We start from the raw sequence: 15,400 nt of genomic DNA on the forward strand, positions 1-15,400 counted from the left end.
GCCCAGCAAAAATCCGTTTTTTAGCGGATCGTCCGCGTCCAGAATCCATTGGTTCATGCCGGTGATATACGCGCTGCCGGTGATCTGCGGAATAATCGCCTTCATGCCGCTGATTTCCAGCTCCTGAGCGGCCTCGCCTTTGAATATCGAACCGATCATGCTCTCGTAAACAAATTCCTGGTTCAGCTTTAGTTTCCTCTTTGCGTATAAGGCCGCTATTTTGGCGCTCGTTCCGGTTCCGCACGGCGAACGGTCGGCCTGCGCCTGCCCGAAGATGACGCAGTTTTTCAGATCGGCCTGCGGATGATCGGCACGTGCATAGAATTCCACCAGATCGACGGTGGTGATATCCAGATAAGGATGCCGGATATTCACTTCTTTATTAATTCGGTTCCGGAGCTTCATTCCCAGCTCGGTGATTTCCTCGATATATTTTGGCTTCAGTTCCAAGCCGATGGCTTCGGCATCAACCAGCGCAAAAAAGGATCCGCCAAAGGAGATATCGTAGGGAATCATCCCGTACCCGGGAATCTCGGTTTTCAGGTTTTCCCGATACAGGAAAGAGGGTACGTTCAGGATACTGACCTCCACCGCTCTGCCGTCCTCCACGCGCACCTTCGCGCGGATAATGCCGGAAGGCGTATCCAGCACGACCTCGGTATACGGTTCGGTCACCGCCACCAGTCCGGTTTCAACCGCCATGGAGGCGGTCCCGATGCTGCCGTGGCCGCACATATTCAGGTAGCCTCCGCTGTCCATGAAAACCACGCCCAGATCCGCTTCCGGGTTCACCGGTTCGGTAATCAGCGCCCCGAACATATCACGGTGCCCTCTCGGCTCCAGCATCAGCGCCGTGCGGTAATGATCGTAATTCTTCTCCAGATATTTTTTCTTTTCCATCATCGTGCTTCCGGGCAGCTCCGGAAACCCCTCGTAAATGATCCGCGTCGCTTCTCCCACGGTGTGGGAATCGATGGTTTTGAAGCAGCGCGCGTAATTGCCTGTTTTGGGCCTGATATCCATGCCGTTCCTCCCGCAAATATGGATTTCCCCTGTTCCCTATCCGCCGAAATTCAATCTGACGGCCTCCGCCAGCAGCCTCGCGGTTCCCTCAACACCCAGCAGCCCGCTGTTTACCATCAGGTCCTTGTGGGCCGGATCGCCCAAGGCATATTTGGCATACTGCTTATGATAATTGCCGCGCGCTCTGTCCACCGCCTCGATCATCCGTTTTGCCTCGTACGGTTTCATTTCCAGCGTGTCCAGGCAGTTATCGTACCGGATCTTATACGGCGCATAGATATAAACGTGCATCGCGTTTTTTTCCTCCGCGAGAATATAGTCGGCGCAGCGGCCGACGATAATGCAGGAGCCCTTCTCCGCCAGGCCGGTGATGATATCCTTTTGCGTCTGGAAGATCCGCGCCTGCCGCTCGACCGACTCCGTTCCAAGCGGAAACAGCATCCGGAAAAAGGTGGAGCCCTTCTCCTCCTCGTCGCTGATCACCGAAACCGGCATTCCCATTTTTTCCGCAGTCGCTTCCACAATGTCACGGTCGTAATATTCGATGTTCAGCAGTTCGGATAATCGTCTGGCGATCGGACGCCCAAGGCTTCCAAAGTCCCTTGTTATGGTGACCACATATTTTTCCAAACCTTTCACCCCTGTCTTTCTTTGCCGCGGGCGGTCCGCTGCCGCGGGCGGTCCGCTGCCGCGGGCCGCTAAGACGCCAGGAATCTGGACAGAAAAGCCTTCGTCCGTTCTTCCCGCGGGCTTTCCAGTACCTCCTGCGGAGTCCCTTCCTCCACAACATAGCCGTTATCCATAAAAATGACGCGGTCCGCGACGTCTTTCGCAAACGCCATCTCGTGAGTGACCACGACCATTGTCATGCCGTCCGCGGCAAGCTGACGCATCACGCTCAGGACCTCGCCCACAAGCTCCGGGTCCAGCGCCGACGTCGGTTTGTCAAAAAGCAGCGCGACGGGGTCCATGGCCAGTGCCCGCGCAATGGCTACCCGCTGCTGCTGCCCGCCCGAGAGGGTGGACGGCAGCGCGTCCTTTTTGCTTTCCAGGCCCACCCGGTCCAGCAGCTCCACGGCTTTTCCGCGGGCCTCCTGCTTGTTTCTGCGCTTTGTCAGCACCGGCGCCAGCATGACGTTTCCCAGAACGGTTTTCATCGGGAACAGATTGAAGCGCTGGAACACCATGCCGACCTCCTCCCGGAATTTCCGGATATCGGCCTTTTTATCGCACATGTTCTGGTCTCTGTAAAAAACATCGCCGGAGGTAGGAATCTCCAGTTGATTGATGCATCTTAACAGCGTGCTTTTCCCCGAGCCGGAGGGGCCGATGATGCATACCACCTCTCCCTCGGAAACTTCGATGTTGATATCTTTCAGAACCACCAGATCGCCAAAAATTTTGGATAGATGGCTGATCTGCAAAAGTGGGCTGCTCATTGTCGTCACCCGCCTATTTCAAACTGAATTTCTTTTCGATAAATTTTTGCAGTACCATGAGTATGGACAGCAGCACTAAGTAAAACAGGGCGCAGACCGTGTAGGCCGGAACTGTCTGGAAGGTCCGCGCGATATAGTTCTGCGTCTGCCTGGTCATTTCATTGACCGATATGATGGACAGCAGGGCCGTATCCTTCACGGAAATGATAAACTGATTGAACAAAGCGGGCAGCATGGACTGAAACGCCGGTGGGACGATCAGATGCCACATGACCTGCCTGTTTGTCAGCCCAAGGGATTTCCCCGCCTCGGTCTGGCCGATCTCCACGCCGTCCAGGGCGCCCTTTACGATGGTGGAGATAAACGCTCCGGAGTTCAGGGAGATGACGATGATGCCCGCCGCCGTGCTTTCCAGCGTAAAATTCGTTCCCGTGGCCGCGGAAATCAGCAGAGGGACCACAAAATAGACATACAGCGCCTGCACCACCAGCGGCGTGCCGCGGATCAGCCAGATATAGACGCCGGCGATGCGTCTGCCCGCCCTGAAATGTCCGTGCAGGGCATACCCGGAAACCGATCCGATCAAAAAGCCTATCAGGATACCGACCACGGAAATTTCCATTGTCAGCCTCAGCCCGCGCAGCAGCATGGGAGCAATATTCTTGACGGATTCCAAATCCATTGGAACACCTCCTTTCAATGTGGGCCTCTCCGCCGCAGCCCGCGTACAAGGGGGCGAAAAGCCCGTTTGTACGCGAAGCGGGAGGAAATCCGCCGGAAAAAGACGTTAAAAAAGCGGATCTGCGGCCGGCCGCGCCGGTTCATTGCTTATTCACACCACTTTTCCTTCAGCTGATCGATGGTCCCGTTCGACTGGAGGTAAGCGATGGCTTCGTTAAAATTCTGGACGATATCGGGATTCGCCTTGCAGACGTTGAAGGAAAGAGCGATGGCGTAAGGCGCCTGCCCGTTGTAGAATTCATCCCCGACGATTTTCAGCTTGATCTCGCCGGTCTTGATGGAATAGGCCGTGCCGGGCGCGTCGTAAATGGTGGCGTCCGCCTGCCCGCCCTCCACGGCTTTATAGGCGAGAGACTGGGAGTCGAAGGTTTTCAGGCATTTTTCCGGCAGGTTGGCCGCGGCGTATTCATAGGCGATGGTGCCGGCCTGTACGGCCACGGTATATTTGCCGTCCTTCAGATCATCCACGCTTTTGATTTCGTTGTTGTCCTCGCCCACGACGACTACGATGCCCGCGTCATAATAGGTATCGGTGAAGTTCATGGTCTTTTTGCGCTCATCCGTGGCGCAGAGGGCGGCCGCCACAACATCCAGCTGGCCCTGGGACACGGAGGTGGTCAGCGGACCGTAGTCCATATCCTGCAGTTTATCGGATTTAATGGAGAATCCGAGGAGCTTCTGCAGTTCATTCAGGAATTCCACATCGAAGCCCTGCAGGGTCGTTCCATCCTCTTTAAAATAGGAGAACGGCGCGTAGGTGCCGGAGGTGCCGACAGCCAGCGTGACTCCTTTCAGCGCGCCCTGAAAGGACGGTGTGCTTTCACCGGCCGCCTGCGAGGACGCTGCCGGGGCTGTGCTGCTCTCCGGCTGGGAAGCAGATTCGGTGCCGCCTGTGCAGCCCGTCAGCATAACCGCCGTCATTGCGAACGTCAGCGCTGCGGAAATCAAGGATAAAAGTTTTTTCTTCATGTTGAATCCTCCTTTATGATACTTTGAATTTATATGAACAGAAAAAATGAATAAAAAAAAGACAAGGATGTTATAAAATAAACACCATTGTCCATTCATTTTGCTCTGATCCTATATGAAAATGTAAAAACTGACCTGTTAACCGTCCGGGAAATCCGCCGGCCGGGCCTCGGAGTTGAGAAGGGTATAGCAGACGATGCCCAAAACGACGAGGGCGCCGCCCGCGGCCACATAGACGGAAGGGAATTCCCGGAAAAAAGCGATCCCCAGTCCCGTGGCGAAAACCGGCTCCAGCATCTTTGAGGCCGACACATACGCCGGCTTTTCATACTTCAGGACCCAGCTGAACAGGCTGTGCCCCAGAAGCGTGCAGAACACCGCAAGGCCGATGCCGGACAGGACGTTGACTGTATGATATTGAGTTATTTTAACATGCTGCACGCATAAAATCAAGAGCAAAGTCAGCGCCGCGGAGGAATATACCGTGAAGGTGTAGACCGTGGTGGACATTTTCTTTCTGCAGAACACGCCGAGCATCGTATACACGGACAGAAAGCAGGCGCCGGCCAGCGCGAGGAAATCCCCCAGCAAAACGTTGTTTCCGCTGCCCGCGTCCGCCAGGGCGATGACGACGGTACCTGAAAAGGTGACCAGAATCGCGGCCCAGTGCTTGGTCCCCAGCTTTTCCCGGAACAGCAGAAACGTTGCCAGAGCGATAAAGAACACTTCCGTGTCGACCAGCGCGACCGAAGAGGCAATGCTCGTATAGCTCAGCGACTGGAAGTAAGCGGTGAAATGGAAGCTTAAAAACATGCCGCTGATGGCGGCGCATATAAAATATTTCGGGGGTACGCCCCTGATTTCAGCCCTGCAGCGGAGGACCAGAACCGGCAGAAGAAACGCCGCCGCAAACCCGACCCGGTACAGGACCAGCACCATCGGCGGAGCGTTCGCGACCCTGACGAAAACAGCGGACAGGGACGATCCGGCCACACCCAAAACCACAATCAGCTTTTTCATGCTCCGTCCCCGGGGCCGTCAGACATTATGCCTGTATTCGTACGGCAGCACCTTGCACATGCCGTAGTGGTCCGCCTCGCGGGCGATAAAATTCAGCGTGTCCTTCAGGATCGCCGTCTGCATTCCCGGATTGTTCGGCTCGCCCGCGTTGGAACCGATCGGCACGTGCGGCGCGGTGATCCGCGGAGCCCCCTGCTGCTTGGCAATGGGCGGCAGCGCCGCGATCACGCAGCAGGACATGCCCGCCGCCTCGCAGCATCTGGTGACGATCGTCGCCGAACGGTGACACGTGCCGCATCCGCCGGTGCAAAGCACGATATCGACCCCCTGCGCTTTCAGTTTGGCCGCGATTTCCGGGCCGGTTTCCGTGCGGAATTTATCGACGTTTCCGCCGCCGCCCATGAAGCCGTACATTTCACCGGCAAGGCTTCCGATAAAGCCTTCCGCGACCAGCTCCCGCAGGCGGTCCAGCGGAAACATGGCGTTCACGTCCTTGTTGATATCCGAGTTGTCGAATCCCCCGTGGGTGACCATCAGCTCGGAAGTGGGGATATCGGACGGAATCACGCGATAGGTGTAATCCCCGGAAGTGTCATAGGGCGTCTGGGTTTTCTGGTGGATGCCGCCCGCCGTGATAAACGCCACCCTGCATTCGTTCAGCGGCTTCTTCAGTTCCGACCAGACCGGACTCGGCGTGACCGGCACAAAGATTTCAGACTGCATCCCTTCTACTACCGTCAGTTTCATGGCTTACCTCCGTTCAAAATTTCGTTTCAGGCGCGTTCGGCGCCTGCTTTGGTTCGGTCACCTGCAGATAGCTGAAATAAAATTCCACCTTCAGGCCGGGCCGCAGCGGAAAATCCGTCAGGACCCAGCGCTTCGAGACCGTGATGACTCCCAGCCTTCCCTGAATATCGACCTTGACGGCCGTATCGTTGACCTCCACCACTTTTCCCTCCATCAGGATCGGGTTCAGTTCGTATTGCATCGGCGGCCTCCTATTTCTTCGCAGACTGTTTTACAGGCCCAGAAGAAGATTGTTGCCGTCGACGACCTGCTGTGACCATTTTTTGGGAGCCGGCTTGATTTCGACGCCCATCATCTTGTTTTTCAGCATCTGGACGGCGCGCAGCGCGTCCTTCGGGCAGATTTCCGAACAGCCGGCGACCTCGTTCTCAAATCCCTTTTGATCCTTGTTGAGCTCGATCATCGCGTCCGCGTATTGGTTGCCGACCACCAGCTGGCCCTGGTAGGCACAGAAGGAAACGCCGACGACGGGGATGCCGCGTTTGCCGATCTGCCCGATATGGGAAATAAAATCGATGTGGTTGTTGCCGAAGCCTTCGGTTGTAACGATGGCGCCTTCGGCTCCGAGCGCTTCCATCCACGCGCCCAGCCGTTCGGACACAAAGGTTTTTTCGTCATTCACCTGAGGGCTTCCCACAAAGACGACGCCGAGAAGATTCAGTTCCTCATCCGCCGCCAGCGCACTGACCAGCGGCTCACGGAAATAGTGGCGCGTCATTTCCTTGGTGGACGGGCCGATGCAAGTCAGCGCGTGAATGCCGCCGTCCAGCACCTCGTTGGGAGAAAGCATGACCGGGACGTTCCCGAGATCCACGTTTTTCTGTCCGCCCGTCACGCCGCACGGCTCGTTCGGGCAGAGGATATTATCGTGCATTGCGCCCTGGCCCATGATTTCCTTTACCAGAACCACGCGCGGTCTGCCGTATTTTTTTACGTCGCGGCAGATTTCGTCGCGCAGCGGGGCCTGATTTGCCGTTTTTAACACGTCGCGCGCCGCCTGAATAATAACGTCCTCACATTTATGCGCCGCCAGCGGCCCGCGGCGTTCCATCCCGGTATGGCGCTGAATGATAGTTTCCACGCGGATGATGATATCGTTCCCGTCCGCGCAGCCGGGGTTACCGAACGCCATCTTTTCATCCAGATACCCTTCCGAAGAGCCGAATTCGTGCACCTGAGTGCCGTCCTCGTCCACGCCGGTCAGCATGAAAACGGCGCCCTCCATCACATGGGTGACTCCTTCGCCGAGCGTACCGCTCACCTTGGCGGCGATCGGGCATACGTCCATGATCGTGTCGGTGTAAATATGGCGGCCGGCGGGCTTGATCACGTCCATTTTGATCTCTTTTACGAGAGGATCCGCTTGGACCGCCTTTTCCAGCAGTCCCCGGTCCAGCGTCAGGACGCTGTTTTCAAACGAGGTCTTTTCCCCGATGACCACGTCGGTCGCCTGAAAGTATTTTTTTGTCAGCGTCCGCAGCGTTTTGTCTTCCCCCTGCACGGCAGCCGGCGCAACAGCCGGAACCGCGGCGGGCGCATTGACCGGCACGGCAGCCGGCGGAAAAAGGCCGGGCCACGGCAGGTCAAGGGACAACCCTTCCAGACTTTTGATTTCGATATGCATCATACCCGACGCTCCTTTCGCAGATGGTGCTCCTCCCGGCTCTCCGGCTTCCGCGGGGTGAACTGCACCCCAAAAGTTAGACAGTATGATATACTGAAACTAACGGAAGGGGTGCAGTTTTTATGCCCAAAGGAATACCACTCAAGAAGTATACTGGTAAATTTAAGCAGCTGGTAGTAGAAACAGTCCGAAAGGACGGATTAAGCTATCGTGAAGCAATGCGCATATTTGAAATTGGCGGAGCAGAACGAATCAAGAAATGGGAACGAATTTATCTTGAAGAGGGACCGGCAGGGTTGTATGTCGAGCGTCGAGGCCGAGCCAGTGCCGCCAGCGGAACCCAGAAAGGCCGACCACCAAAACTGGACAAGCAGATGGAAGAAGATCTGATCGCAGAGAATCAGCGACTGCGTGCAGAGGTGGCGTACCTAAAAAACTTGCAAGCCTTGGTTTTGGAAGACGAGCGAAAAGCGCGCAAAAAACGCTGGTGATTCGAGGACTGAGGCAAAGTTATTCATTGGAAATTCTGTTGGAAGTGGCTCAGCTTGCGCGCTCGACTTACTACTACCATGAGAAACGGCTGGCAAAGGCAGATAAATACGGCAACGCCAAAGAGGGCATTGCCGCAATTTACCACGAGAACAAAGGGCGCTATGGCTACCGGCGTATTACCGCAGAGCTGCGCCGCCGCGGTTTCCCACTAAACCACAAGACGGTGCAGCGGCTGATGAAGCAGCTTGGCCTTGTCTGCCGTGTACGGATGAAGAAGTACCACTCTTACAAGGGCGCGGTTGGCAAGGTTGCGTCAAATCTGCTGGAACGAAACTTCGAGGCGGAAAAGCCAAACCAGAAGTGGGTGACCGATGTCACAGAATTTAGTCTGTTTGGGCAGAAGCTCTATTTGTCACCAATTCTTGACCTGTGTAGCCGTGATGTTGTAGGTTACTCAATCTCGGACAAACCAGCGCTCTCCATGGTGACAGAAATGCTGGACAAGGCTTTTGCAAGAATTCCAGACGGGACAAACCTGATCCTGCATTCCGACCAGGGCTGGCAATACCAGCACAAGCAATACCAACGTATGCTCAAAAAGAAAGGCGTCCGGCAGAGTATGAGCCGAAAAGGCAACTGCCTGGACAATGCCGTGATTGAGAACTTTTTCGGTCTGCTCAAGAGCGAACTGCTATATTTACAGACTTTTGAGTCCATGGAGCATTTTAAAACTGAACTCGTCGATTATATTGACTATTATAACTACCGCCGCTCCAAGGCAAAGCTAAGGGGCCTGCCGCCTGCTCTTCACAGACAACAAGCCCTCTCGGCTGCCTAATTAAAATATTTGTCTAACTTTTTGGGGTCAATTCAGGGGCGGGCCGCTCCGCTTTTTCCTTTTCGGTTTTGCGCGCGCCCTCCACCATGGACGGCAGGATCGGGGTCAGGGCTTCGCAGTCCGCAAGCAGCGTGGCACCCAGGGCCTCCTCTACGGTCAGCGCATCGCCGCTCAGCGTCAGCAGCCCCGCTTCGGCCATGTCGTCAAACAGGCTGGGATCTTCCAGATCCGCAGCACTGATTACAGTCCCCTTGCGGCGTCTGCAGCAGAAAATGGCCGGTTCCTTCAAATTGGCTTTCAGCGTTTCAGTCGTCATAGACATTGGCTTCGCTCCTCTTCTTTCCATTTTTCATCCGGATGCATTCTGCGTACCAGCGGATGATTGACCGCACGCAGCGCCTGATCGGTGGTATGGTATACTTTCAGGTTCAGCTTCGGCGCGCAGGCCATCACGGTATTGGAACAATCCGTGCAGTTGCCGATCAGCAGCGCCTGTGCCCCCTTCTTTTTCAGCTCCATCACCTTTTGTATCTGACCGGGGCAATGTCCCGGATTCTCGCATTTATACGCGTTTTTGACCTTGACCGCCTGTTTGCAGTAGGCCACGCCGCAGACGCCGCTTTCCAGGCCGCGCGCAATTTCACGCATCCTGCTCTCGTCCGCGCCGCAGGCGCACACGAGAAGCCCGATTTTTTCCGGCCCTTTGGGAAAACATTCCGTCGCGATCAGGCCCCCGGTCGTCTTGCGGACCGCCTCCGCCGGCGCCGTGCGGCTTCCGGTAAACGGACCGCCCATGATCAGCTCGCCGTATTCGTTCCCAAGGCCGCCTGCCAGCTCAAACACGCCGGAAATCCTCCTGCCGACGGGAACGTCCCTCAAAACCTTCACTCCGGCGTTTTCCCTGAGTTTTCCGGCCACGGTCATGTCCTTGTCGATCATCGGCTTTTGCAGGACGACCGCCTCGCGGATACGCAGCGCCGTTTCCGCGTTGATTACCACGGCGTTCGCTTCAGAAGGAAGCGAGTCGGGGGGGAGCAGGATTCCCATGGTTTCGCGGACCACGGCTCTTTCTTCTCCCATCGGATACAGATCCTCCAGCGGCGCGATACGGTATCTGCCGCCGCGGTCCGCGGCGCGCAGCGCGGCGACCGCCTTCGTATGCCTGCGCTTGATCGCTACGATCCCGTCAGAAGCCTTCACCAGGTCCATGACGATCTGCAGCGCGTCCAGCAGGCTGCCCGCCTCTTCTTCGATCCGCGCGATATTGTGGCACAGGATCGGCTCACATTCCGCCGCGTTTATAATGACCGTCGCGTTCACGCCGAGCCGGCTCCGCAGCTTTTCGGCGGTCGGGAACCCGGCCCCGCCCAGCCCGACGATCCCGGCTTCCTCCACCCTTTCCCACGGGTTTTTTCCCGTAAGCCTTCTGTAGGAAGAAAAGTCGGTGCCCGTATCCCGGATGACGATCTCATCCTCCGTCACGAGCACGACGGTCCCGGTCACGCTGCTGTGAAGGGCAGCGCCGAGGCCCTCCGGTTTTGCGGCGATCCGTTCGCCGCGCTCCACATGGCCGCCCTGCCGGACGACCGGCTCCGACCGGGCGCCGATATTCTGTTTCAGATAAAAACGATATTCCGCAGTCACTGCACTCATTCCCTGTTAAAAAATCAAAAAGGGCGGCAGACGCTTTCGCGTTCTGTCGCCCTTGACACGTATGATAAAAAATCCTGAACAGATTATGTCTGTATTATACATGTGCTTTATCGATTAGTAAAGCTCACATTTTGAATGTCATCCATTAGTTATTTTCATGTATTGCATTGACACAGGCGTCATTTCCCCCTATACTGGGGAAAAAAGGGGGGATTTGGCAATCCGGCATAAGAATGGGCCTGCGCCGGCAAAGGCATCGCGGACATTTCGGAGAACCGCCGGGGCAGAATCTCTGTTTTTATGAGATTGCCGTGCGGGATGGTTATCAGTAAATACAAGCTGTTTGAGGATGTGGCGGAGACGAGGAGTTTTACGAAAAGCGCGGAGCGTCTCGGCTATTCGCAGTCCGGCGTCAGCCATATCCTGAAAGGGCTGGAGGCGGAGCTCGGTTTCCCCCTGTTTGTGCGTTCCAAGCGGGGAGTGACCCCCACGCCCAACGCGGAGCTTTTGCTCCCGCTGATCCGCAATGTTCTTTCCGAAACCGAAAAGCTGGAGCAGACCATCCATGCGATCCAGGGGCTGGAAGCGGGAGAGCTGACCATCGCGACGTATGCCAGCATATCCGTCCACTGGCTTCCGCCCCTTCTGCATCAGTTCAAAGAGCGGTATCCGCATATTGATATCATATTAAAGGAGGGCGGAGCCGATGACATTCTGCAGTGGATCCAGGAAAATATTGTCGATCTCGGGTTTTTGAGCCTGCCGCGCCCCTGTGGGCTGGACTGGATCCCGCTCGCCAGCGACCCGCTTATGGCGGTTTTGCCAAAAGATTATCCTCTCGCATCGCGCGGTGCCTTTCCCATGGAGGAATTTGAGGGAAAATCGTTTATCATTTCGGCTGTGGGGACGGACTACGATATACACCGTGCCCTGGAAACCCGCAAGGTACATCCGGACATGAAATACTCCTCTATGGACGACCGTGCGATCATCTCTATGGTCATTCATCATCTCGGAATCAGCATCCTGTCCGAACTGATCCTGACGGATTATACGGAGCGGATCACGGCGCTGCCGCTGAAACCCTTTTTCTGCCGTGAACTCGGCATCGCCATGCGTTCCTACGCGGAACTGCCGCCGGCCGCCCGAAAGTTCGCCGATTTTGCGAAGCAACAGCTAAGAACGGGCGGATGAAAGGAGAACCCGACATCTTACTATCAACGAAGAGCGTGTCCGGCAAACCCACAGTTAATTTCCGATTCTGCTGTCCCCATATTCCCCGCTATTTATTCGAGCTCAAACGCACCTGTATACAGCTGATAATACGATCTCCTTTCTTGATTTTTTGCATCCGGTCAGAAGCGCTGCGGCGAGGGATCGGGAATGATTGAAAAGATCCCATTTTTCCAGACGGCCGTCGGACATTACTGCTATTTTGTTGCATATCCGGTAAACTTCGTCGCGGCTGTGGGAAACAAACAGAGTGGTCCCTTCAAACTTTTCCAAAACGCTGCTGATTTTCTGTTCCATCTGCCAGCGCAAATAGCTGTCCAGAGCCGAAAGCGGTTCGTCAAGCATCAGAATGTTCGGCTGTGAAGCAAGAATTCGCGCAAGCGCGACGCGCTGCTGCTGACCGCCGGAGATTTGTGAAGGATACCGCTTTTCAAGCCCTTCCAAATAAAACGCTTTTATTTTATCCTTTACAATCCGGCCTTTTTCCCTGTGCGGAAGTTGGATTCCGGCGGCGATATTTTCTTCGATCGTCATGTTGGGAAACAGTGCATAGTGCTGAAACAGGTAACCTGTCCCGCGTTTTTGCGGCGACAGGTTGATTTTTTCTTTTGAATCGAACAGCACGCGGCCGTCTAAAACAATTCTGCCGCTGTCGGGTGCTTCCACTCCGGCGATGCATTTCTTTGGGGATTTCATCATAATGAATTTCTCCGACGGTAATTCCCTTTTGTTTGCCGCGCCCGTAAACGTCCATTTTGGTCACTGCGGGGAAACCGGCCGACAGCAGTTCGGATAAGACAATCCCGGTTTTTTCGGGTCTGATAATCGCTCTTACTAACAACATGGTACAAGTCCCCCTTGATGTATAAAGTAATCTGTTACAGATCCATAATTCCGTGATCCATCAGGATGCTTTCCAATCTTTCCTGAGACAGCGGTTTTGGAATAACAAACATATCGTTCCCATCAATTTTTTTGGCGAGATTACGGTATTCGTCCGCCTGATTGCAGGCGGGATCAAATTCAATAACTGTTTTTTTATGGATCTCGGCCCTCTGTACCATGTTGTCACGGGGAACAAAATAAATCATTTGGGAACCGAGTTCTTTGGCAAAGGCTTCCACCAGATCGGCTTCTCCATCCACCTTGCGGCTGTTGCAGATGATACCTCCCAGACGGACTCCGCCCGTGCTGGCGTATTTTTTGATGCCCTTTGAGATATTGTTCGTTGCGTACAAAGCCATCATCTCACCGCTGGCCACAATATAGATTTCCTGTGCTTTCCCTTCGCGGATCGGCATTGCGAATCCGCCGCATACAACGTCGCCCAGCACTCCCCGTCTGCAGCGCGGGACACACTGCGCTAAATCTTTGATAAGTCCCAAGGTGAGTCAGCAAGGTTTTTTTATTCATCAGCTGCTGGCTCTGCTATTGGCTTTGGGGGTCGTTTGAATGAATGATTTTAACAAAGTCGCTATCTTTAAGCTATAATAGACGGGTACAAGACAGAGAGACCAGGACCTATGTGTTCTGGTCTCTCTGTCGTTATAGCTTGCTTCGGTATTTGTTGGTCAATGTTAATAAGTTTAGCTCCCATGCCTTGGTACATTATTGCTAAGGCCGCAAACCTGGTATGAAATCCAGGGGTGTCAGGTTCTGGAAACAAAGTTAGAACTGGTAGACTAAGAAAAACGGCAACTCCATATTTTGGAGCTGCCATAAGAATATCAAAAACTGTCAGTCGTCGAAAAATCGTGCAAGACGAGGCGTCAAGTCGCAAATGAGGGAACAGGTTTGCTGTATGTGACTGAAATTTGCAAGCGCAGCCACGCAGTAAGTAAAATTATTTCATAATCTTGCGGTTGCGCGACTTTATACACTAATTTGGATGATCATCTAAAAATCAAGAATGAAATTGAAACATATCGCAAGCATTTTGAGATATTAATGTCGTTTTGAATATCCGCAACGAGATTCTTTGCTTGTCGCAAATCAGAAGCCCCCGCGCCGTGCGTGGGGGCTTCTGATAAAAATGGAATATGGGAGGAGATTTAACAAAAAAGCTCTTTTACTTTACACAAACGGATTTTCCGTCCCGTACAGCATGGCTTTAGGCTGATTAAAGGAAATATCCGTGATGCCCAGCGTACGAAATATCGTGAACAGGCGGCTTCCCGCATGGGCAAACGCCACAGCGCCATGATGGGGATAATGCTTTTCAATCAGGACGTGACGGTAGAAACGGCCCATTTCCGGAATTGCAATGATTCCTATCCCGCCAAAGGAACGGGTCGCGACCTCAAGCACCTCTCCCTGCGCGATATATGCGGACAGGTTTCCCTGTGCAGAACCCTGCAGCCGGAAGAAAGTGATCTTTCCGGGTGCGATGTCGCCCTCCAGTGTTCCGCGGGTAAAATCGGGCTTCCCGCCGTTTTCCAGCAGACGGTTCTGGATCAGCTGGTATTTCACCGCCGCGCCCTTTGACAGCTTGCAGAACGGCGTATTCCCGCAGTGGAAGCCCATAAAGGTATCTTTCAACGTATAGGGGTACTTTCCGGCGATCTCATCTTCGTAAAGGTCGCGCGGCACGCTGTTGTTGATATCCAGCAAGGTGACGGCGTCACCTGTCACACAAGCGCCGATGTATTCGCTCAAAGCGCCGTAAATATCCACCTCACAGGCCACCGGGATTCCCCGGGAGGTCAGGCGGCTGTTGACATAACATGGCTCAAATCCGAATTCTTTCGGGAAGGCAGGCCAGCATTTGTCTGCGAAGGCCACATATTTTTTGGCCCCCCTGTTGTCTTTCGCCCAATCGAGCAGGGTAAGCTCAAACTGCGCCATGCGGGGCAGAAGATCAGGATAATGGTTTCCATCGACCCCCAGCTCTTTGGCCATATCTTCCGCAACATCGTGGATACGGGGATCTTCCCTGTGTGCCCGATAGGCTACCAGAAGGTCCAGTTCCGAATTTTCCTGAACCTCGACGCCGAGGTCGTACAGAGGCTGAATCGGCGCGTTGCAGGCGAAGAAGTCCTGCGGACGGGGGCCGAAAGTGATGATCTTCAGTGAATTGATTCCTATCAGCGCCCGGGCCACCGGCACAAAACGGGCCATCATATCGCTTATCTCTTCCGCCGTACCGACCGGATATTCGGGGATGACGGCTGGAATATGGCGCAGCGCGAGGTTGTAAGAACAGTTGAGCATCCCGCAGTAAGCGTCGCCCCTGCCGTTGATCAGATCTTTGCCCGTCTCCTCCGCGGCCGCCACAAACATGACCGGCCCGTCAAAATATTTGGCAATCAGCGTTTCGGGCGTTTCCGGACCGAAGTTGCCCAAAAACACCACCAGCGCGTTGCAGCCGGCCGCTTTTACTTCGGCGACGGCTTTCAGCATATCCTGTTCATTTTCCACTGTTGTCTGCGCTTCGTAAACAGGGCCGTATTTTTCCGTGAAGGAGTCGACAACCGCTTTTCTTCTCTTTTGGGAAAGAGAAATGATAAAGCAATCGCGGCTGACGGCGATAATCCCCAGATTTACCTCGGGAATATTATTCAT

Annotated in this window: 15 protein-coding genes and 3 pseudogenes; 3 read left to right on the forward strand and 15 right to left on the reverse strand. The window is 54.6% G+C overall.

Annotation, left to right across the window (positions count from 1 at the left end; genetic code table 11):
- Positions 1–3 precede the first annotated feature (3 nt).
- The 9 genes and pseudogenes from ACRQV7_RS12730 to prdA all read right to left on the reverse strand — a co-directional run.
- Positions 4–1,023 (reverse strand): annotated as a pseudogene (locus tag ACRQV7_RS12730) (proline racemase family protein); the annotation flags it as partial.
- A 36-nt stretch (positions 1,024–1,059) separates the two neighbouring features.
- A complete protein-coding gene (locus ACRQV7_RS12735) occupies positions 1,060–1,653 on the reverse strand; it encodes a cytidylate kinase-like family protein (RefSeq protein ID WP_444658427.1) in 594 nt (197 codons plus the stop codon).
- Between the two features lie 68 nt (positions 1,654–1,721).
- Complete coding sequence (locus ACRQV7_RS12740; protein ID WP_444658428.1) at positions 1,722–2,462, reverse strand: amino acid ABC transporter ATP-binding protein; 741 nt, start codon at positions 2,460–2,462, stop codon at positions 1,722–1,724.
- A 13-nt stretch (positions 2,463–2,475) separates the two neighbouring features.
- Positions 2,476–3,144, reverse strand: coding sequence for an amino acid ABC transporter permease (locus ACRQV7_RS12745; protein WP_275713653.1), 669 nt, complete (start codon positions 3,142–3,144; stop codon positions 2,476–2,478).
- Between the two features lie 146 nt (positions 3,145–3,290).
- Positions 3,291–4,172, reverse strand: coding sequence for an ABC transporter substrate-binding protein (locus ACRQV7_RS12750; protein ID WP_275713652.1), 882 nt, complete (start codon positions 4,170–4,172; stop codon positions 3,291–3,293).
- A 138-nt stretch (positions 4,173–4,310) separates the two neighbouring features.
- Positions 4,311–5,192, reverse strand: a complete 882-nt coding sequence (locus tag ACRQV7_RS12755; protein WP_275713651.1) for a DMT family transporter — start codon at positions 5,190–5,192, stop codon at positions 4,311–4,313.
- Positions 5,193–5,210: 18 nt separating this feature from the next.
- Positions 5,211–5,939 carry a D-proline reductase (dithiol) protein PrdB gene (prdB, locus tag ACRQV7_RS12760; RefSeq protein WP_444658429.1) on the reverse strand — a complete coding sequence of 243 codons (729 nt, stop codon included), beginning with the start codon at positions 5,937–5,939 and terminating at the stop codon, positions 5,211–5,213.
- Between the two features lie 13 nt (positions 5,940–5,952).
- Complete coding sequence (locus tag ACRQV7_RS12765; protein WP_444658430.1) at positions 5,953–6,180, reverse strand: CBO2463/CBO2479 domain-containing protein; 228 nt, start codon at positions 6,178–6,180, stop codon at positions 5,953–5,955.
- Between the two features lie 30 nt (positions 6,181–6,210).
- On the reverse strand, positions 6,211–7,713 hold the full coding sequence (gene prdA / locus ACRQV7_RS12770; RefSeq protein WP_444660278.1) for a D-proline reductase (dithiol) proprotein PrdA: 1,503 nt from the start codon (positions 7,711–7,713) through the stop codon (positions 6,211–6,213).
- 32 nt (positions 7,714–7,745) lie between these two features.
- Here prdA and ACRQV7_RS12775 point away from each other — a divergent pair, with 32 nt between their 5' ends.
- Both ACRQV7_RS12775 and ACRQV7_RS12780 read left to right on the forward strand, forming a co-directional pair.
- Positions 7,746–8,114 carry a helix-turn-helix domain-containing protein gene (locus tag ACRQV7_RS12775; RefSeq protein ID WP_444657875.1) on the forward strand — a complete coding sequence of 123 codons (369 nt, stop codon included), beginning with the start codon at positions 7,746–7,748 and terminating at the stop codon, positions 8,112–8,114.
- Positions 8,111–8,953 carry an IS3 family transposase gene (locus ACRQV7_RS12780; RefSeq protein ID WP_444658431.1) on the forward strand — a complete coding sequence of 281 codons (843 nt, stop codon included), beginning with the start codon at positions 8,111–8,113 and terminating at the stop codon, positions 8,951–8,953. The genes ACRQV7_RS12775 and ACRQV7_RS12780 overlap by 4 nt, the downstream gene beginning before the upstream one ends.
- A gap of 13 nt (positions 8,954–8,966) precedes the next feature.
- On the opposite strand, the gene ACRQV7_RS12785 is transcribed toward ACRQV7_RS12780, so the two are convergent.
- Both ACRQV7_RS12785 and prdC read right to left on the reverse strand, forming a co-directional pair.
- A complete protein-coding gene (locus tag ACRQV7_RS12785) occupies positions 8,967–9,275 on the reverse strand; it encodes a hypothetical protein (protein WP_444658432.1) in 309 nt (102 codons plus the stop codon).
- Positions 9,266–10,606 (reverse strand): proline reductase-associated electron transfer protein PrdC, encoded by a 1,341-nt coding sequence (gene prdC / locus ACRQV7_RS12790; RefSeq protein WP_329493582.1) that lies wholly within the window; start codon positions 10,604–10,606, stop codon positions 9,266–9,268. The genes ACRQV7_RS12785 and prdC overlap by 10 nt, the downstream gene beginning before the upstream one ends.
- 318 nt (positions 10,607–10,924) lie before the next feature.
- On the opposite strand from prdC, the gene ACRQV7_RS12795 reads away from it, so the two are divergent.
- Positions 10,925–11,800: a LysR family transcriptional regulator gene (locus ACRQV7_RS12795; RefSeq protein WP_444658433.1), complete on the forward strand. Its 876-nt coding sequence runs from the start codon at positions 10,925–10,927 to the stop codon at positions 11,798–11,800.
- A 102-nt stretch (positions 11,801–11,902) separates the two neighbouring features.
- Here the strand turns inward: ACRQV7_RS12795 and ACRQV7_RS12800 are convergent, their stop codons facing one another.
- The 4 genes and pseudogenes from ACRQV7_RS12800 to ACRQV7_RS12815 form a co-directional block, all read right to left on the reverse strand.
- Positions 11,903–12,538, reverse strand: a complete 636-nt coding sequence (locus ACRQV7_RS12800) for a sulfate/molybdate ABC transporter ATP-binding protein (RefSeq protein WP_444658434.1) — start codon at positions 12,536–12,538, stop codon at positions 11,903–11,905.
- Positions 12,516–12,683, reverse strand: a pseudogene (locus ACRQV7_RS12805) (P-II family nitrogen regulator); the annotation flags it as partial. The pseudogene ACRQV7_RS12805 and the gene ACRQV7_RS12800, both read right to left, overlap by 23 nt.
- A 34-nt stretch (positions 12,684–12,717) precedes the next feature.
- Positions 12,718–13,173, reverse strand: a pseudogene (gene nifH, locus ACRQV7_RS12810) (nitrogenase reductase); the annotation flags it as partial.
- A gap of 739 nt (positions 13,174–13,912) precedes the next feature.
- The gene (locus ACRQV7_RS12815) at positions 13,913–15,400 is read right to left on the reverse strand and encodes an L-fucose/L-arabinose isomerase family protein (protein WP_444658435.1); all 1,488 of its coding nucleotides are present in this window, start codon (positions 15,398–15,400) and stop codon (positions 13,913–13,915) included.

The organism is Caproiciproducens lactatisolvens (assembly GCF_052443335.1).
Taxonomy (GTDB): domain Bacteria; phylum Bacillota; class Clostridia; order Oscillospirales; family Acutalibacteraceae; genus Caproiciproducens.